At 68.1% G+C, this 15,718-nt stretch carries 17 protein-coding genes; 14 read left to right on the top strand and 3 right to left on the bottom strand.

Annotated features, from left to right (window positions below; translation table 11 throughout):
- The first annotated feature begins 40 nt into the window (after positions 1-40).
- The 10 genes from ACEWQ0_RS08305 (at position 41) to hisIE (ending at position 8,668) form a co-directional block, all read left to right on the top strand.
- Positions 41-454 carry a hypothetical protein gene (locus ACEWQ0_RS08305; protein WP_476485062.1) on the top strand — a complete coding sequence of 138 codons (414 nt, stop codon included), beginning with the start codon at positions 41-43 and terminating at the stop codon, positions 452-454.
- A gap of 143 nt (positions 455-597) precedes the next feature.
- On the top strand, positions 598-912 hold the full coding sequence (locus ACEWQ0_RS08300) for a YerC/YecD family TrpR-related protein (protein ID WP_476485061.1): 315 nt from the start codon (positions 598-600) through the stop codon (positions 910-912).
- 209 nt (positions 913-1,121) lie between these two features.
- Complete coding sequence (gene hisG, locus ACEWQ0_RS08295; RefSeq protein WP_476485060.1) at positions 1,122-2,036, top strand: ATP phosphoribosyltransferase; 915 nt, start codon at positions 1,122-1,124, stop codon at positions 2,034-2,036.
- On the top strand, positions 2,033-3,343 hold the full coding sequence (gene hisD / locus ACEWQ0_RS08290) for a histidinol dehydrogenase (protein WP_476485059.1): 1,311 nt from the start codon (positions 2,033-2,035) through the stop codon (positions 3,341-3,343). The genes hisG and hisD overlap by 4 nt, the downstream gene beginning before the upstream one ends.
- Positions 3,340-4,404 carry a histidinol-phosphate transaminase gene (gene hisC, locus ACEWQ0_RS08285; protein WP_476485058.1) on the top strand — a complete coding sequence of 355 codons (1,065 nt, stop codon included), beginning with the start codon at positions 3,340-3,342 and terminating at the stop codon, positions 4,402-4,404. The genes hisD and hisC overlap by 4 nt, the downstream gene beginning before the upstream one ends.
- On the top strand, positions 4,401-5,462 hold the full coding sequence (gene hisB, locus ACEWQ0_RS08280) for a bifunctional histidinol-phosphatase/imidazoleglycerol-phosphate dehydratase HisB (protein ID WP_476485057.1): 1,062 nt from the start codon (positions 4,401-4,403) through the stop codon (positions 5,460-5,462). Before hisC ends, hisB begins: the two co-directional genes overlap by 4 nt.
- Positions 5,463-5,652: 190 nt before the next feature.
- On the top strand, positions 5,653-6,240 hold the full coding sequence (hisH, locus tag ACEWQ0_RS08275) for an imidazole glycerol phosphate synthase subunit HisH (RefSeq protein WP_476485056.1): 588 nt from the start codon (positions 5,653-5,655) through the stop codon (positions 6,238-6,240).
- 177 nt (positions 6,241-6,417) lie between these two features.
- Complete coding sequence (locus tag ACEWQ0_RS08270) at positions 6,418-7,149, top strand: 1-(5-phosphoribosyl)-5-[(5-phosphoribosylamino)methylideneamino]imidazole-4-carboxamide isomerase (RefSeq protein WP_476482457.1); 732 nt, start codon at positions 6,418-6,420, stop codon at positions 7,147-7,149.
- The gene (hisF, locus tag ACEWQ0_RS08265) at positions 7,137-7,904 is read left to right on the top strand and encodes an imidazole glycerol phosphate synthase subunit HisF (protein ID WP_476485055.1); all 768 of its coding nucleotides are present in this window, start codon (positions 7,137-7,139) and stop codon (positions 7,902-7,904) included. Before ACEWQ0_RS08270 ends, hisF begins: the two co-directional genes overlap by 13 nt.
- A gap of 161 nt (positions 7,905-8,065) precedes the next feature.
- The gene (gene hisIE, locus ACEWQ0_RS08260) at positions 8,066-8,668 is read left to right on the top strand and encodes a bifunctional phosphoribosyl-AMP cyclohydrolase/phosphoribosyl-ATP diphosphatase HisIE (RefSeq protein WP_476485054.1); all 603 of its coding nucleotides are present in this window, start codon (positions 8,066-8,068) and stop codon (positions 8,666-8,668) included.
- Positions 8,669-8,732: 64 nt separating this feature from the next.
- Here the strand turns inward: hisIE and ACEWQ0_RS08255 are convergent, their stop codons facing one another.
- Positions 8,733-9,404 carry a YdcF family protein gene (locus ACEWQ0_RS08255; protein ID WP_476485053.1) on the bottom strand — a complete coding sequence of 224 codons (672 nt, stop codon included), beginning with the start codon at positions 9,402-9,404 and terminating at the stop codon, positions 8,733-8,735.
- 147 nt (positions 9,405-9,551) lie between these two features.
- Between ACEWQ0_RS08255 and ACEWQ0_RS08250 the strand changes: the two genes are divergently transcribed.
- From ACEWQ0_RS08250 to ACEWQ0_RS08240, 3 genes are read left to right on the top strand one after another with little or no spacing between them, the layout of a single operon-like run.
- Positions 9,552-10,730 carry a beta-ketoacyl-[acyl-carrier-protein] synthase family protein gene (locus tag ACEWQ0_RS08250; RefSeq protein ID WP_476482452.1) on the top strand — a complete coding sequence of 393 codons (1,179 nt, stop codon included), beginning with the start codon at positions 9,552-9,554 and terminating at the stop codon, positions 10,728-10,730.
- A complete protein-coding gene (locus ACEWQ0_RS08245; protein WP_476485052.1) occupies positions 10,727-11,518 on the top strand; it encodes a beta-ketoacyl synthase chain length factor in 792 nt (263 codons plus the stop codon). The genes ACEWQ0_RS08250 and ACEWQ0_RS08245 overlap by 4 nt, the downstream gene beginning before the upstream one ends.
- Positions 11,515-12,276, top strand: coding sequence for a glycosyltransferase family 2 protein (locus tag ACEWQ0_RS08240; RefSeq protein ID WP_476482450.1), 762 nt, complete (start codon positions 11,515-11,517; stop codon positions 12,274-12,276). The genes ACEWQ0_RS08245 and ACEWQ0_RS08240 overlap by 4 nt, the downstream gene beginning before the upstream one ends.
- Here the strand turns inward: ACEWQ0_RS08240 and ACEWQ0_RS08235 are convergent.
- On the bottom strand, positions 12,270-12,770 hold the full coding sequence (locus tag ACEWQ0_RS08235; protein ID WP_476482449.1) for a DUF4124 domain-containing protein: 501 nt from the start codon (positions 12,768-12,770) through the stop codon (positions 12,270-12,272). The two genes, ACEWQ0_RS08240 and ACEWQ0_RS08235, sit on opposite strands and share 7 nt — an antisense overlap.
- A 121-nt stretch (positions 12,771-12,891) precedes the next feature.
- Between ACEWQ0_RS08235 and ACEWQ0_RS08230 the strand changes: the two genes are divergently transcribed.
- Positions 12,892-14,586: an NAD(P)/FAD-dependent oxidoreductase gene (locus tag ACEWQ0_RS08230; RefSeq protein WP_476485051.1), complete on the top strand. Its 1,695-nt coding sequence runs from the start codon at positions 12,892-12,894 to the stop codon at positions 14,584-14,586.
- A 7-nt stretch (positions 14,587-14,593) separates the two neighbouring features.
- Here the strand turns inward: ACEWQ0_RS08230 and ACEWQ0_RS08225 are convergent, their stop codons facing one another.
- Positions 14,594-15,568, bottom strand: a complete 975-nt coding sequence (locus tag ACEWQ0_RS08225) for a chorismate transformation FkbO/Hyg5 family protein (protein WP_476482447.1) — start codon at positions 15,566-15,568, stop codon at positions 14,594-14,596.
- Positions 15,569-15,718: the final 150 nt, after the last annotated feature.

The following is a 15,718-nucleotide window of genomic DNA, read 5'->3' as shown; positions in this document are numbered from 1 at the left end:
GGTTCAGAATCGGTTCAGCGCGCTGCCGCATAATGCCGCCATGAAACGCATTTCGACGCTGCCCGGTTCTTCCGCCCTGCTGGCCATCCTGCTGATCGCCGCCTTCGGTGCCGGCTACGCCGAAGCGCGCCCCCCGCACGGCTGGTCGGGCTGGCCGCCGCCAAGCGAGTACTACCATCTCGAGCATCCGCAGCATCGCCTGGCCTGGTGGTATGCCAACCAGTCGATGCGCCAGTCGCAGCAGGCGCGCGAGATGGCCTGCGGCTTTACCGGCCAGCGCTGGGCCCTGGACTGGGAGCTGCACTATCGCTGGGCCCTGCGTGCCGCACCAAAGCGCGCCTATCAGCGCATCGAGGAGCGCGACCGCCACCTGAGCACCTGCCGCAGCCGCAAGCTGCGCAACTACCAGCGCTCGCCCTATCGCCGCGGCCCCGGCGGCTACGGGCGCGGGTAGCGCCACGCCGCCACCCCGCCGCACACAACGATCACCCGCCTCCGCGGCCGTCCACCGCCCGCGCCGAATACCACGGCGCACTGATGCTTTTCATCTTCACACCACTGTGATAACGTATTAACATGCTATTACATTGGACCGCCATGAAAGACCTCGACCCCCGACACTCGCAGGCCAGCCGCGCCGCCCGCTCGAGCCTGACCGAAGCCTTGCTGGCCATGCGCACGCCCGAGGAGATGCGCGCCCTGCTCAAGGATCTGACCACCCCGGCCGAGCTCGAAGCCATGGTCGATCGCTGGCGCGTGGTGCGCCACCTCGACCAGGGCCGGCCCTACCGCGAAATCCACGCCCTGACCGGCGTGAGCGTCACCACCGTCGGCCGCGTCGCGCGCTACCTCGAACATGGCCACGGCGGGTATCGGATGGCGCTGGAACGAATCAAGGAAGGGGCTGATTGACTCGGCCGAAGTTTCCAATCACCAAACACCAAGTACCAAACAAAGCTCAATGATCGAAATCCCAATTTCCAAACGATCAAGCCCCCCGTTTCGGTCATTGTGAATTGGAGCTTGTCTGGAAATTGGTGCCTGGAATTTGATCATTCCCAAGGGCACAGACGGCTGCAAGAGTCGAAACCGGTAGAGCATCGAACAGAGGCACCCAGCACGTGAACCGCATCCAATTCGCCATCCAGAAATCCGGCCGCCTGGCCGACCAGTCGCTCAGCCTGCTCGAACGCTCCGGCCTGCACTTTGCGCGCAGCAAGGACAAGCTGTTCTGGTACGGCCGCAACCTGCCCGTCGACCTGCTGCTGGTGCGCGACGACGACATTCCCCGCCTGCTCATCGAGGGTGTGTGCCAGCTCGGTATCGTCGGCGAGAACGTCGCCGAAGAGAAACTGCTGGAATACAGGCGGCTCGAGCGGCGGCACCGGTCCGACGCCCAGTCCAGTCTCGGACTCGACCGCCTCGGCCGGCTCGGCTTCGGTCACTGCGAGCTCAAGCTGGCCGTACCCGAAAATTCGCAGGCACGGTCCATTGTCGACCTGGCCGGCAAGCGCGTGGCGACCAGCTATCCGCGCCTGACCCGGCGCTTTCTCGACGACAACGGCGTCGAGGCCGAGATCATTAAACTCAACGGTGCCGTCGAGATCGCGCCCAGCCTGGGCACGGCCGACGCCATCGTCGACCTGGTATCGACCGGCACCACGCTGCGGGCCAACCACCTCAAGGCCATCGAACCGGTCATGGGCAGCCAGGCCGCGCTGTACCGCTGCCCGCAAGCGCTCGATAGCGAAAGCGAGCGGCTCGTCGACAAGCTGCTCACCCGCATCTGCGGGGTGCAGAAGGCCGCCGAGACCAAATACGTGATGCTGCACGCCCCGCGCGAGCGCCTGACCGACATCGCCACCATCCTGCCCGGCGCCGAGGCGCCCACCATCCTGCCGCTGGAAGGTCAGACCGAGCGCGTAGCGGTGCATGCGGTGTGCACCGAACAGGTGTTCTGGGAGCACCTCGAGGAACTCAAGGCCGCCGGCGCATCGGCAGTGCTGGTGCTGCCGGTCGAGAAGATGCTGGCATGAAGATCCTGTCCTGGAAACGGCTTTCGAGCGAACAACGCGCGCAGGCTCTGGCCCGCCCGGCGATGGAAACCGGCCGCGAGCTGCAGGCTGCCGTGGCCGACATCATCACCGCCGTGCGCCACGGCGGCGATACCGCCGTACTCGACTACGGCCTGCGCTTCGACGGCCGCTCGCCCGCCGCCCTGCTCGCCGGCGCCGACGAGCTGGCGACCGCCGGGGACGAACTCGACGATGACCTCCGGCGCGCGATCGACACCGCCATCGAAACCGTCACCCGCTTCCACCGGGCCGCGTATCCGCAGGATCTGCGGGTGGAAACCGCGCCGGGGGTGATCTGCCAGGCGCGCTGGCGCGCGCTCGATCCGGTCGGCCTGTACGTCCCCGCCGGCAGCGCGCCGCTGCCTTCGACGGCGATCATGCTCGGCGTGCCCGCCCGCCTGGCCGGCTGCCGGCGCATCGTGCTGGCCACGCCCCCGGGCGCCGACGGTCGCGCCGACGCCGCCGTGCGCCATATCGCCCACCGGCTGGGCATCGACACCGTGCTGGTCGCCGGCGGCGCCCAGGCCATCGCCGCCATGGCCTGGGGCACCCGGTCGGTGCCGAAGGTCGCGCGCGTGTTCGGCCCCGGCAACCGCTTCGTTACCGAGGCCAAGCGCCAGGCCGCGCAGGATCCAAAGGGCGCGGCCATGGACCTGCCGGCCGGGCCGTCGGAGGTGATGGTCATTGCCAACGACAGCGCCGATGCCGATCTTGTCGCCATCGACCTGCTCAGCCAGGCCGAGCACGGCCCCGACTCGCAGGTTTTTCTGGTGACCGATTCCGATCGGCTCGCGCGCGAAGTCGTCGCCTCCATCAAGCGCCTGGTTGCCCGACTGCCGCGCGCCGATATCGCCCGTCAGGCGCTGGCACAAGGCGCGATCGTGATCGTCGAGGCGCTTGCACAGGCCGTGACGGTGGCCAACGACTACGCCCCGGAACACCTGATCATCGCCACCGACAACGCGCGCGAGCTGTGCGACCGCGTCGACAATGCCGGCTCGGTCTTTCTTGGCCACCACACCCCCGAAACCCTGGGCGATTACGTTTCCGGCACCAACCACGTGCTGCCCACCGGCGGCTGGGCGCGGGCGTGTTCCGGCCTGTCGCTGACCGACTTCATGCGCCGCATGACCGTTCAGGAGGCCACGCCGGCCGGGCTGAAGAATCTTGGCCCCGCGGGCGCACGGCTGGCCGCGCACGAGGGGCTGGATGCGCACCGCCTGGCGATCCAGCTTCGGCTGGAGCGCATCGGGGAGGTTTCGAAATGAGCGTCATCGATCTGGCCCGGCCCGAGATCCGGGCCCTGGCACCGTATGCCTCGGCACGCGCGCTGGCCGACAGCGCCGGCATTCTGCTCAACGCCAACGAAAATCCGTGGCCGCCCGCGGGCGATCAGGGCCTGGCGCTCAATCGCTATCCCGAGCCGCAGCCGGCATCGTTGCGAAAGAAGCTCACTGCCCACTACGGGGTGGACGAAGCCAGCCTTCTGCTCACCCGCGGCAGCGACGAGGGCATCGACCTGCTCACGCGCGCCTTCGTGCGGCCCGGCATCGACCGCGTGATGACCTGCCCGCCGTGTTTCGGCATGTACGCGCTGGCAGCTTCCATCCAGGGCGCCAAGCTGACCGAGGTGCCGCTGCGCGAGGCAGGCACCGGGTTCGCGCTCGATCTGGAAGCGCTCGCCGCCGCCGAAACGCCCAGGCTGCTGTTCTTGTGTTCGCCCAACAACCCCACCGGCGACGGCCTGGCGGCCGAGACCGTACTTGGCCTGGCCCGCCGGCATGCCGGGGACGGGCTGGTGGTGCTCGACGAGGCCTATATCGAATTCTCCGAGCGCCAGTCGCTGGCTTCCAGAGTGGCGCAGCAGCCCAACCTGGTGGTGCTGCGCACACTGTCGAAGGCTTTCGGCCTGGCCGGCTGCCGGCTCGGCGCGCTGATTGCCCACGCCGAGGTGATCGAGCTGCTTGGGCGCATCATCCCGCCCTATCCGCTGCCCACGCCGTCGATCGCCGCCGCTGAAACCGCGCTGGCGCCCGAGGCCGTGATCGCCCGGCGCGAGCAGCTCGATCTGCTGATGGACGACAAGCGACGGGTGGTCGCCGCGCTTCGATCCCATCCTGCCGTCGATCGGGTGTGGCCCGGCGAAGCTAATTTCGTGCTCGCCCGCGCCGCCAGCGGCCCCGAGCTTGTGCGCGCGGCCGCGAACGCGGGCATCCGCCTGCGCGACCAGTCCGCCCAGCCGGGGCTTTCCGACTGCCTGCGCATCACCCTGGGCACGCCCGAAGAAAACACCGCTTTCATCGAATTCCTGCAGGACTGGACCCCATGAAAAAGATGCTTTTCATCGACCGCGACGGCTGCCTGATCGAAGAGCCCGAAGACGAGCAGGTCGATTCATTCGAGAAGTTCCGCCTGATGCCGGGCGTGATTCCGGCGCTGCTCGAACTCAGGGCCGCCGGCTTCCACTTCGTGATGGTCAGCAACCAGGACGGTCTGGGCACGAGTGCCTTCCCCGAAACCGACTTTCTCGGGCCGCAGAAACTGCTGCTGCAGATTCTCGAATCCCAGGGCATTGCATTCGACGCCGTTCACATCGACCCGACCCGGCCCGAAGACAACGCGCCCACGCGCAAGCCCGGCGTCGGCATGCTGCTCGACTACCTGCGCGATCCCGAACTCGACCGCCGCCGCTCGGCGGTCATCGGCGACCGCGAATCCGACCTCGAGCTCGCCGAAAACATGGGCCTGCGCGGGCTGCGCATCGGCCACAACGATCTCGACTGGCCCGGTATCGCCCGCGAGCTGCTGGCCACCGCGCGCATCGGCGAGCTTGGCCGCACCACGCGCGAGACCGACATCAAGATCCGGGTGGACCTGGACGCCACCGCGCCAATCAAGATCGACACCGGCATCGCCTTCTTTGATCACATGCTCGAGCAGATCGCCGCTCACGGCGGTTTTGCGCTACAGCTCGACTGCAAGGGCGATCTGGAAGTCGACGACCACCACAGCGTCGAGGACTGCGCGCTGGCGCTCGGTGCCGCCCTGGACCAGGCCCTGGGCGATCGCAGCGGCATCGGCCGCTACGGTTTTGTGCTGCCCATGGACGAGTCTCTGGCGCAGGTGGCCATCGATCTGTCCGGCCGCCCGGCAATCGTGTTCGATGCCGACTTCCCGCGCGAATCCATCGGCGGCCTGCACACCGAAATGGTGGAACACTTCTTCGCCTCGCTGGCGCAGTCGCTGCGGGCGGCGGTGCACGTCAGCGTCACCGGCGAGAACACCCATCACATGATCGAGGCCTGCTTCAAGGGTGTCGGGCGTGCCATGCGGCCGGCGCTGGCGAGGACTTCGGAGGGGATGCCTTCGACGAAGGGAATGCTCTGATGGTGACAGCAAATCCGAAATCCGAAGCACCAAATCCGAAGGAAATCCGAAATCCGAAATTCCAAATTCGAAACAACCATCGGCTGAACTCGTTTAGGCATTTCATGCTTCGTGCTTGTTTCGGATTTGGTGCTTCGGGTTTCGAATTTCGGAGCCCTGTCGCAGACGATCACCTTCGAGAAGCATCCACATGACCCTCGCCATCATCAATTCAGGCGGCTCCAACCTCGGCTCGGTCCAGCACGCCTTGCGCCGACTCGGCGTCGAGCCGGTACTGACAAGCGATGCCGAAATGATCCAGTCCGCCGACAAGGTAATCCTGCCCGGCGTGGGCGCGGCGGCCTGGGCAATGAATGCGCTGCGCTCGGCCGGGCTGGTCGAGCTGATCCGCGGGCTGACCCAGCCGGTGCTGGGCATCTGCCTGGGGCTGCAGCTCATGTTCGAGTCGTCCGAGGAAGGCAATGTCGAGTGCCTTGGCCTGATTCCCGGTCGCGTGCGCAGGCTGAAGGCCGGCGAGGGGCTGAGGCTGCCGCATATGGGCTGGAACCGCCTCGAGTGGCTGGCCGACGACCCGCTCGCCTGCGGGCTTGACGGCAGCGAATGGTTCTACTTCGTGCACGGCTTTGCCGCCCAGACCGATTGCACCGTGGCGGTGAGTGAACACGGCCAGCGCTTCGCCGCCGTGGTGCGCCACAACAACGTGGTCGCCTGCCAGTTCCACCCCGAAAAGTCCTCAGGTGCCGGTGCCCGAGTCCTTGGGAATTTTCTCGAGAGCTGAAAAAACCCTTTGGAACCACGTAAGACACGGAACGACACGGAAAATGAACGAACCAGCTCACAAAAGACTGGAAGCAGACAAAATATCGACTTCGCTCGAGTCATTCACGCATGGTTTGGCTGCCGTGCATTCCGTGCCTTCCGTGGTTGCGGTATTTGCCTTCTTTGGAGATGACTCATGCAATTGATACCCGCCATTGACCTCAGAGGCGGGCGCGTAGTGCGGCTGCAGCAAGGCGACTACGCGCGCGAGACGCGCTACGACGACGATCCGCTCGTGCTGGCAAAGCGCTATGCCGACGCCGGTGCGGGCCTGATTCACATCGTCGACCTCGACAGCGCGCGCTCGGGCGGCGAGACCAACCTCGCCGCCATCGAGCGCGTGTGCAACGAGGTCGACGCCGACATCCAGACCGGCGGCGGCGTGCGCTCGCACGAGGATTTCCGCCGCCGCATCGACGCCGGCGCGGCGCGCGTGGTGATCGGCAGCCTGTGCGTGCGCGAGCCCGAGTCGGTCATGGCCTGGCTGGCCGGCGCCGACGGCCAGCGCATCGTCGCCGGTCTGGACGTCGTCGACAGCGACGGCGAATGGATGCCGCAGGCGGCCGGCTGGACGGAACCGGGCAAGATCGATCTGTTCACTCTGCTCGAGCGCCTGTTGCAGGCCGGCCTGGTTCATCTGCTGTGCACCGATATCGAGCGCGACGGCATGTTCGCAGGGCCTTCTCTTGCGCTCTATCGCTCGATCTGTCAGCGCTTTCCGTCACTCGACGTGCAGGCCTCTGGCGGCATCGGATCGGCCCAGGACCTGGCGGAGGTCGCGCCCGCCGGTGTGGCCGGCTGTATCGTGGGTCGGGCCCTGCTGGAGAACCGCGTGGCGCTGAGCGAGGTAAGCAAATGGTCGCGGTAAGGCTGATTCCCTGTCTGGACGTGCGCGACGGGCGCGTGGTCAAGGGCGTGCGCTTTCGCAACCACCGCGACGTGGGCGACATCGTCGAGCTGGCTGGCCGCTATCGCGACGCCGGCGCCGACGAGCTGGTGTTCTACGACATTGCCGCCAGCCCGCAGCGGCGCAGCGTCGACACCGCCTGGATCGAGCGCGTGGCCGAAACCCTCGATATTCCCTTCTGCGTGGCCGGCGGCATTCGCGACGTGGCCACCGCGCGTACGGTACTGCACGCCGGCGCCGACAAGGTTTCGGTCAACTCACCGGCGCTCGAGCGCCCGGCGCTGATCGGCGAGCTGGCCGACGCCTTCGGCTCGCAGTGCGTCGTTGCCGGCATCGACTCACTGCGCGAAAACGGGCGCTTGCGGGTGCGCCAGTACACCGGCGACCCCGACCACATGGTCGACCCGCGGCGCGACACCCTGAGCTGGGTCGAAGAGGTCCAGCGCCTCGGCGCCGGCGAGATCGTGCTCAACTGCATGGACGCCGACGGCGTGCGCGACGGCTACGACATCGAGCAGCTTCAGGCCGTGCGCCGGATCTGCCGCGTGCCTCTGATCGCCTCCGGCGGCGCCGGCCGGCGCGAGCACTTCCTGGCCGCCTTCGCCGACGCCGATGTCGACGGCGCCCTGGCCGCCAGCGTCTTCCACTCCGGCCGGATCGCCATCCCCGATCTCAAGACCTGGCTGCGCGAACGCGGCATTTCGGTCCGGTCTTGAGTTCCGGGAAGCGCAGACTTCGCAGATTCAAGAAAATCAGAACCTTGTAACCACGGCAAACACGAAATGACACGGAAGAAAGAGTCTTTGGCCGCGCATTCAAGGTTTGCTTTCCGCGTATTGCCGTGTCTTCCGTAGTTTTAAAAAACGCTGGACTCTGAATGAACGTACAACTCGACTGGAACAAGGGCGGCGGGCTGCTGCCGGCAATCGTGCAGGACGCCGATGACGGGCGCGTATTGATGCTCGGCTACATGAACGCCGAGGCACTGGAGGCGACCCGGCAATCGGGCCGCGTGACCTTCTTCTCGCGCAGCAAGCAGCGGCTGTGGACCAAGGGTGAGACCTCGGGCCACCATCTCGAACTGGTCGACCTGCTGCCCGACTGCGACCGCGACACCCTGCTGGTGCTCGCCCGCCCCGCCGGGCCGGCCTGCCACACCGGCGCCGATACCTGCTTTGGCGACACACACATTCCCCGCGTCGGGTTCCTGGCAAGCCTCGAGCGCACCATCGCCGAGCGCGCCGGAGCGGATCCGAAGGCAAGCTATACCGCCCGGCTGCTCGCCGAAGGCAGCCAGCGCTGCGCCCAGAAAGTAGGGGAAGAAGGCGTGGAAGTGGCGCTCGCCGCGAGCGCCGGCGAGCGCGATGAGCTGGCCGCGGAAGCCGCCGATCTGCTCTATCACCTGCTGGTCTGTCTGCGGTCGGCCGGCGCCGACCTGGACTCGGCGCTGGACATCCTGATCGGCCGGCACAAGCGCTGAGTTTATTGACCCGGCATCAAAGCAGGTTGCATTCAGCCGCGCTGCCCGACTGCGTCAGCCGGGCTCAGCCAAGCCGCTCGATCAGATTCCGCCGCCGCGCCAGCCGCGCCCAGGAGCGGCCGCAGACAAACCAGCACAGAAAGGCGGCCTCGCGCAGACTGGTGGCAAAGTTGCCGGGGGTAGGCTGCCAGCGCGGCTCCGCCGGTACCGCAAGCGCCGCGATGCCCAGGTGCTGCGCATAGGCCATGGCGCGGGCCAGGTGAAAGCGGCTGGTAACAACGCCCACGCGCGAGTGCGCGGGCAGCATGGCTCGCGCGTGGCGCAGGTTTTCGAACGTGTCGGTCGACAGCTCCTCGAGCTGAACCCGCCCGGAGGCCAGGCCGTGGCGTTGCGCCAGCCATTTCCGGCCGGCCGCCGCCTCGGAGGGCCGGCCGCCGCCGGCCAGCAGCAGTTGCAGCTGCGGGCTCTGCTCGGCCAGGGCCGCCGCCCGCGCAAGACGCGCACGATAGATCGGCGACGGCTGCCCTGATGCCTCCAGCAGGTGACCGCAGACAACCAGCCAGTCAAGCTCGCCGGGGCACGCCCGTGCCCGCGCGGTGGCGAGCACCCGCAGCCAGGTGACGACCAGCACCAGCCCGCCGGTGGCCAGAAGCGCCAGGGCGGTGATCACAAGGGACTCGCGCAAGCCCGGGTCGGCCAGCGCGCGGCGCAGTGTCAGGGTCGAGACGGTAGACATGAGCAAAGAGGTGCAGATCGGCTCGCCGGGTGCTCATGATAGGCCGCCCAGCGCCCGGCTGGCGAACGGATTGCGAGCACCCGCCGGCGTGCCTATACTGGCGCACCTTTCCAGTAACCCGCGCTGCGCCGGGGCTGCACGAATCGCATGAACGATCTGCACATTACCGCCATGACGCTGAGCTGCGCGGCCGGATCCGGCCTTGATGCCCTGCGCCGGGCCCTGCGCGAGGGGCGCAGCGGCCTGCGCCGCAACGACTATCCGAACTGCGAACTCGATACCTGGATCGGCCGCGTCGAAGGCGTCGAGAGCGTCTCGCTTGACCGCGACCTGGCGGCCTTCCAGTGCCGCAACAACCAGCTCGCCAGCCTGGCCCTGGATCAGGACGGCTTTCGCGACCAGGCCGCGGCCCTGCTCAATCGGCACCGGCCCGAACGCATCGCCTGCGTGATCGGCACCTCCACGGCCGGCATCAGCAGCACCGAGCTGGCCTTCCGCGATCTCGACGAGGCCGGGGAGTTTCGCCCCGAACACGTCATGCCCCGGGTGCACACGCCGCACACCTCGGCGGCCTTCGTAGCCGCCGCGCTGGGCCTGGACGGCCCGATCCAGACCGTCTCGACGGCATGCTCGTCGTCGGCCAAGGTCTTTGCCACCGCCGCGCGGCTGATCGCGGCAGGGCTTGCGGATGCGGCCGTGGTCGGCGGCGTCGACAGCCTGTGTCTGTCGGTGCTCTACGGCTTCCATTCGCTGGAGCTGGTCTCGAGCGAGCCCTGTCGCCCTTTCGATCGCTCGCGCAACGGCCTGAACCTCGGCGAGGCGGCGGGTTTCGCCATCGTCGAGCGCAACCCGAAGACCTCGCTGGGCCGGCTGCTGGGCTGGGGCGAAACCTCCGATGCCCACCACATGGCCTCGCCGCACCCGGAGGGCGAAGGCGCCATCACCGCCATGCGCCAGGCGCTCGAGCGCGCCGGGCTGGCGCCCGGGGCCATCGGCTACGTCAACTGTCACGGCACCGCCACGCCGATGAACGACCGGATCGAAGCGGCCGCGCTGGCGACCGTTTTCGGCCAGCCGCCGCCGGCCGGCTCCACCAAGGCCTGGACCGGCCACACCCTGGGCGCGGCCGGCATTACCGAAACGGTCATCAGCCTGCTGGCACTCGGCGACGGCTTTCTGCCGGCCAGCCTCAACTGCAGCGATCCGGAACCGGCCGCCGCGGACTTCATTCTGCGCGCGGGCTGCCAGGCCGAAATCGAAGCGGTGATGACCAACTCCTTCGGCTTCGGCGGGTCGAACTGCACGCTGGTCATGGGGGCGGCATGAGCACGAAAGTTGCGATTCTCGGCTGCGGACTCAGCGCCCCGGGGCTGCCCGACGTCGACGCGCTCTCGCGCGTGCTCGCCGGTGACGAACTGGGCGATGAAAAACCCGGCAGCGCGAGCATTTCCCTGCTCTCGCCGCGCGAGCGACGACGCTGCCCCGAGACCGTGCGCCTGTCGATGGCTGCCGCCGAGCAGGCCTGTCGCGCGGCCGGCATCGAGGCTTCGCGGCCCGACGCCGTGTTCAGCTCCGGCATGGGGGATCTGGCCATCAGCGACTACATGTGCCGCACCCTGGCCGACACGCCCGAGCTGCTCTCGCCGATGCGCTTTCACAACTCGGTACACAACGCCGCGGCCGGCTACTGGTCGATCGGTGCCGGCGTACGCGGCGACGTGACCGCGCTCAGCGGCGGCGCCGACAGCCTCGTCGCCGGCCTGATCGAGACAGTCGCCCGGGTCACGGCCGACGGCCGGGCAGTGCTGCTGGTGGCCTACGATGCGGTCGCCGAGGCCCCCATGCGCGTGGTGTGGCCGGCCCGCCATCCCTTTGCCTGCGCTTTCATGCTGGGCCCGGTCGAGCGCGGCCGACCCGCCGTCGCGATCAGGGCCGAAAGCGGGCTGCGTCACGACGAGGGCGCCACGCTGCCCGGCGCTCTGGCCGAACGCGCCGCCGACAATCCGGCCGCCCGCGGGCTTCATCTGCTCGCCCTGGCACTGGGCCATCAGCGCAGCAGGCTGCGGCTGGGAGCACAGCAGGGCCCGGGCCTGGTGATCGAGCCGGCGGCATGACAACCGCCGCCCTGATTCCCGCCCACAACGAGATCCGAACGATTCGCCCGCTTGTCGAGGCCGTGCTCGGACAGGTCGATACCGTGATCGTGGTCGACGACGGCTCCAGCGACGGCACCGGTCAAGCCATCGGCGATCTCGATATCCGCCTGATCCGCCACGCCAGCCCCGGCGGCAAGGCCGCCGCGCTGGCAGCGGGCTTTGCCGCCGCGCTCGAGGCCGGGGCGATACGCGTGGTCACGCTCGACGGCGACGGCCAGCACGACCCTGACGAGCTGGCGCGCCTGCTGGCCGCCGCCGATGACCATCCCGATCATCTTGTCGTCGGCGCCCGCCTGCGCCAGCGCCACCGCCAGCCGGGCATCCGGCGATTTGCCAACCGCTTTGCCGATTTCTGGATCGGTTGGGCCAGCGGCCAGCGCCTGCCCGACAGCCAGAGCGGCTACCGCGTTTACCCCCGCGGCCTGATCGAAGGGGTTCGACCCTCGACCGCCCGCCGGCACGGCTTCGTCTACGAAACCGCCATGCTCATCGACGGCGCGCGCGCCGGCTTTCCGGCGCTGGCCGTGCCCATCGACAGCATCTATCACGATGATGCCCGCGCCAGCCATTTCCGCCCCGGCCGTGACGTGTGGGAAATCTTGCGGTTCGTGGCCCGGCGCATTCTGCTCTGCGGCTGCTACCCTCAGGGCCTGTGGCGCATGGTCACGCGCCCGGCGCGCTTTGCCGAACCGACGCGCGAGCTGCAGCCTCACTGACCCCGACGTCCGACCGCGCCCGGATGAATCCGGTGCTCTTCGTAAACCTCGCGGTTGTGGAACGGCATGTCGGCGACCTCGGCGGAGCCGATGCCGAGCTCGTCGTCGACGCGCCTGAGACTGCGGATCATCTCGCGCCGGTCGGCAGCCTTGACGTGGCGGCGCTTGAGCCCGGACAGCAGCTGCCGACGTTCGTGCTCGAGCGCAAGCCGATCGCGCCTTGAAAGCCGCACAGACGCGGCCCTGCCAGCCGCCTCGGCGGCCGTCGTTCGCGTCTCCCGGCTGGTCGATCGCGCCGGCGCTGATGGGAGACGATGGCCCTGGTGCGGACTCGCGTCGACCCGGCTGGGCGGCCCGATATCAGAGCGGCAGGGCAGATCGGAAAACATCACTGCGCCGTCCGACGACCTGCAGCGATAGACCGACTGAGCCGGCACGCCCTGCCAGCACGCGCACAGGGCCAGTGCGGTCACGGCGATCCATCTCGTGTTCATGTTTCCTCCGGCGCATGGATGCCAGGTCAAGAATCGTCGATGATCGTCGATGACCGCAGCTGCCGTAATCGGGGTTCGGCGCGGCCGGGTGTGCGACAACCGCGACGCATCCCGTGAGAGCATGTCGACTCGCAACCGCTATACTTTCGCGATGCACGCGACCGCGAACGCCATTCCCGGCACCACCGACGTCGCCATTCTCGGCGGCGGGCTGGCCGGCCTCACCCTGGCGCTGCAGCTCAAGCAGGCACGGCCAAAGCTGTGCGTGACCGTCATCGAGCGCAACCGTCACCCCGTGCCGGAGGCGGCGCACAAGGTCGGCGAATCGACCGTCGAGATCGCCGCCGACTATTTCGCCAACGTGCTCGGTCTCAAAGATCACATCGAGCGCGAGCAGCTGCGCAAATACGGACTGCGCTTCTTCTTTCACGCCGGCGACCACAACGACCTGGCCAATGCCGCCGAGCTGGGCGCGGCGCGCCTGCTGACCGTGCCCAGCTATCAGCTGGACCGCGGCATTTTCGAGAACCACCTGGGCGAGCGCGCCCGCGAGCTCGGCGTGACCTTCATCGACGGCGCGCGCGTGAGAACCACCGCGCTGGCGGGTGACGCCAGGCCGCACCGAGTTCACCTCGAGCGCGACGGCGAGACCTTCGCGATCGAGTCGCGCTGGGTGATCGATGCCATGAGCCGGGCCTCGCAGCTGCGCCGTAGACTCGACCTGGTCGAGGACAACGGCCACCACTGCTCGGCGGTATGGTTTCGCATCAACCGGCCGATCGATCCTGACGAGTGGAGCGCGAATGCCGACTGGCGAGCCCGCTGCAGCGAGCTGCCACGCCGGCTGTCGACCAACCATCTCATGGGCAAGGGCTACTGGGTGTGGCTCATACCCCTGGCCTCGGGCTCGACCAGCGTGGGCATCGTCTTCGACAACGCCCTGCATGATTTCGGCGCCCTGAAGTCCTTCGACGGCGCCATGGCGTGGCTGGCCGAGCACCAGCCACGCTGTCACCGGGCGCTTGCCGAAGCGCTGGAGAGCGCCGGCGGCAGGCTGCAGGATTATCGTTATCTGCGCCATTTCTCGCACGGCGCGCGTGCGGTCTATTCGGGCCAGCGCTGGGCTCTGACCGGCGAGGCCGGGGTGTTTCTCGATCCCTTCTACTCGCCCGGCAGCGACTTCATCGCCATCTCCAACACCTTCGTCACCGACCTGGTGCTGCGCGAGATGGCCGGCGAGGGCATCGCCCGGCGGGCGACGCGCCATGAGCGCACCTATCTGAGCTTCTACGCATCGTCGCTGGCGCTCTATCGCGACCAGTACCCCCTGTTCGGCCACTTTCGCGCGATGAGCGCCAAGACCGTGTGGGACTACGCCTATTACTGGGGCGTACTGGCGCTGCTGTTCTTTGCCCGCCGCACCACCGACATGCCCTTCATCGCCCGTCACGGGGTCGCGCTCGAGCGGCTGCGCGCCGTCAACGTCGAGATTCAGACGATGTTCCGCCGCTGGGCCGAGCTCGAGCCCGACCATCGGGCCGCGGGCGTACTGGTCGATCAGTCGGCCTCGCCGCTGCTGGCCCGCCTCAATCGGGAGCTCACCGAGGTGGCTGGCGAGCCGGAAGAGGCACAAAGCGCGCGTCTTTGCGCCAACGCCGAACTACTGCACGCGCTGGCACTGCAGCTGTGCGCCATCGCACCGGTGGGCGCGCGCGATCGGCTGCAGTCGGCGGACGCGGCCCTGGTGGTCGACGAAAACCTTCTCGCCGGCCTGCCGCCCGCCCTGACCGAGCCGCCCGGGTCGGCCGCCGCCTGAGCTGCCGTCAGACCCGGCTGACCGCCTCGATCTCGACGAGCAGATCCGAGCGGCACACGTCGCCACGCAGGCCGGCCAGGCGCGCACGGGGCCAGCGCTCGCGCAGGCGCCGCTCGACAGCCGGCCAGTCACCGGCATGGCGCACGTAGACCCGCAGCAGGCTGTCCCGGTCGAATTCCGCCAGGCCGGGGCGATCGAGCTTCTCGGCCGACTCCGCCATCAGCGCTTCGAGATTGCGGATGATTTCCTCCAGCTGGGCGTCAACATCCTCTTGATGCAGGCTGCGATGCCCGACCACGCTGGCTGTTCCCGAAATCATCAGCAGCGCCTGGCCATCCAGCCCGGCGATTGCGGTAGCCCGCGCGAAAGAAGGGCTGCGCGGCCCATAGCGGCGCGGATACCGATAGGCGCTGACCTGCCGCGGGTTTTCTATGTTGATACCCGGCTCGGGCGCGCACAGCAGATAGATTCTGAGGCAGGGCTCATCGCTGCCGATCGCCGTGCCGGCGCACAGCTCGGCGTCGCCATAACCGGCCTTCTGCAGCGCTGCGGCCCGGCCCAGACAAAAGCGCCGATAGCGCTCCTCATCGCCGTCACCGGCATTGATCGCCGGCAAATAGTTCCAGGCCCGCAGCAGCTGCCGGCGGCCGTTTGCGGCAGCAACCGACAGCAGCTCATCGTAGGCTGCTTCCACGGCCCGCGCCGGGTCGGAGGCCGGATCTTCGGGCCACTCCAGCGACAGAAACAACAGCTCGCCGGCACGTCGCCAGCTGACTTCTCCCGTGCGCCCGGCGCGGACGTCATCGTCCACGCGCCAGCACTCATCGGCCAGATCACCGCCAAGCCACAACAGTCCACAGCCGGCCGCACCGGGCCGGGCGCTTGCCAGCGCGAACTCGAACAGGGCCGAGGCGTCCCGGGCGGCTGCGGGTTGCGCGCTCAGACCGCCGGGCAGGGCGGCGCAAGCGATCTCATGAGACATGATCTGGCTCCGAAAGCACAACTGAAGGCACTGCCAGGCGGCAGGTATGAAAAGCGTCTTGCGTATTATAATGGCGCGGGAGCACTCGGCAGCACGCCGTTCAGGATTCCGCTTGTTCAATCAGAAACAAACCGGACGGGCCGACTGCCA

Source organism: Wenzhouxiangella sp. YN9 (assembly GCF_056324165.1).
This window is presented reverse-complemented; position numbering and strand designations above follow the sequence as displayed.

Bases quoted from the DNA above. Each gene is read 5' to 3' on its own strand.
- ACEWQ0_RS08305 (WP_476485062.1), top strand. From the start codon at position 41: ATGAAACGCATTTCGACGCTGCCCGGTTCTTCCGCCCTGCTGGCCATC.
- ACEWQ0_RS08300 (WP_476485061.1), top strand. From the start codon at position 598: ATGAAAGACCTCGACCCCCGACACTCGCAGGCCAGCCGCGCCGCCCGC.
- hisD (WP_476485059.1), top strand. From the start codon at position 2,033: ATGAAGATCCTGTCCTGGAAACGGCTTTCGAGCGAACAACGCGCGCAG.
- hisC (WP_476485058.1), top strand. From the start codon at position 3,340: ATGAGCGTCATCGATCTGGCCCGGCCCGAGATCCGGGCCCTGGCACCG.
- hisB (WP_476485057.1), top strand. From the start codon at position 4,401: ATGAAAAAGATGCTTTTCATCGACCGCGACGGCTGCCTGATCGAAGAG.
- hisH (WP_476485056.1), top strand. From the start codon at position 5,653: ATGACCCTCGCCATCATCAATTCAGGCGGCTCCAACCTCGGCTCGGTC.
- ACEWQ0_RS08270 (WP_476482457.1), top strand. From the start codon at position 6,418: ATGCAATTGATACCCGCCATTGACCTCAGAGGCGGGCGCGTAGTGCGG.
- hisF (WP_476485055.1), top strand. From the start codon at position 7,137: ATGGTCGCGGTAAGGCTGATTCCCTGTCTGGACGTGCGCGACGGGCGC.
- hisIE (WP_476485054.1), top strand. From the start codon at position 8,066: ATGAACGTACAACTCGACTGGAACAAGGGCGGCGGGCTGCTGCCGGCA.
- ACEWQ0_RS08255 (WP_476485053.1), bottom strand. From the start codon at position 9,404: ATGTCTACCGTCTCGACCCTGACACTGCGCCGCGCGCTGGCCGACCCG.
- ACEWQ0_RS08250 (WP_476482452.1), top strand. From the start codon at position 9,552: ATGAACGATCTGCACATTACCGCCATGACGCTGAGCTGCGCGGCCGGA.
- ACEWQ0_RS08245 (WP_476485052.1), top strand. From the start codon at position 10,727: ATGAGCACGAAAGTTGCGATTCTCGGCTGCGGACTCAGCGCCCCGGGG.
- ACEWQ0_RS08240 (WP_476482450.1), top strand. From the start codon at position 11,515: ATGACAACCGCCGCCCTGATTCCCGCCCACAACGAGATCCGAACGATT.
- ACEWQ0_RS08235 (WP_476482449.1), bottom strand. From the start codon at position 12,770: ATGAACACGAGATGGATCGCCGTGACCGCACTGGCCCTGTGCGCGTGC.
- ACEWQ0_RS08230 (WP_476485051.1), top strand. From the start codon at position 12,892: ATGTCGACTCGCAACCGCTATACTTTCGCGATGCACGCGACCGCGAAC.
- ACEWQ0_RS08225 (WP_476482447.1), bottom strand. From the start codon at position 15,568: ATGTCTCATGAGATCGCTTGCGCCGCCCTGCCCGGCGGTCTGAGCGCG.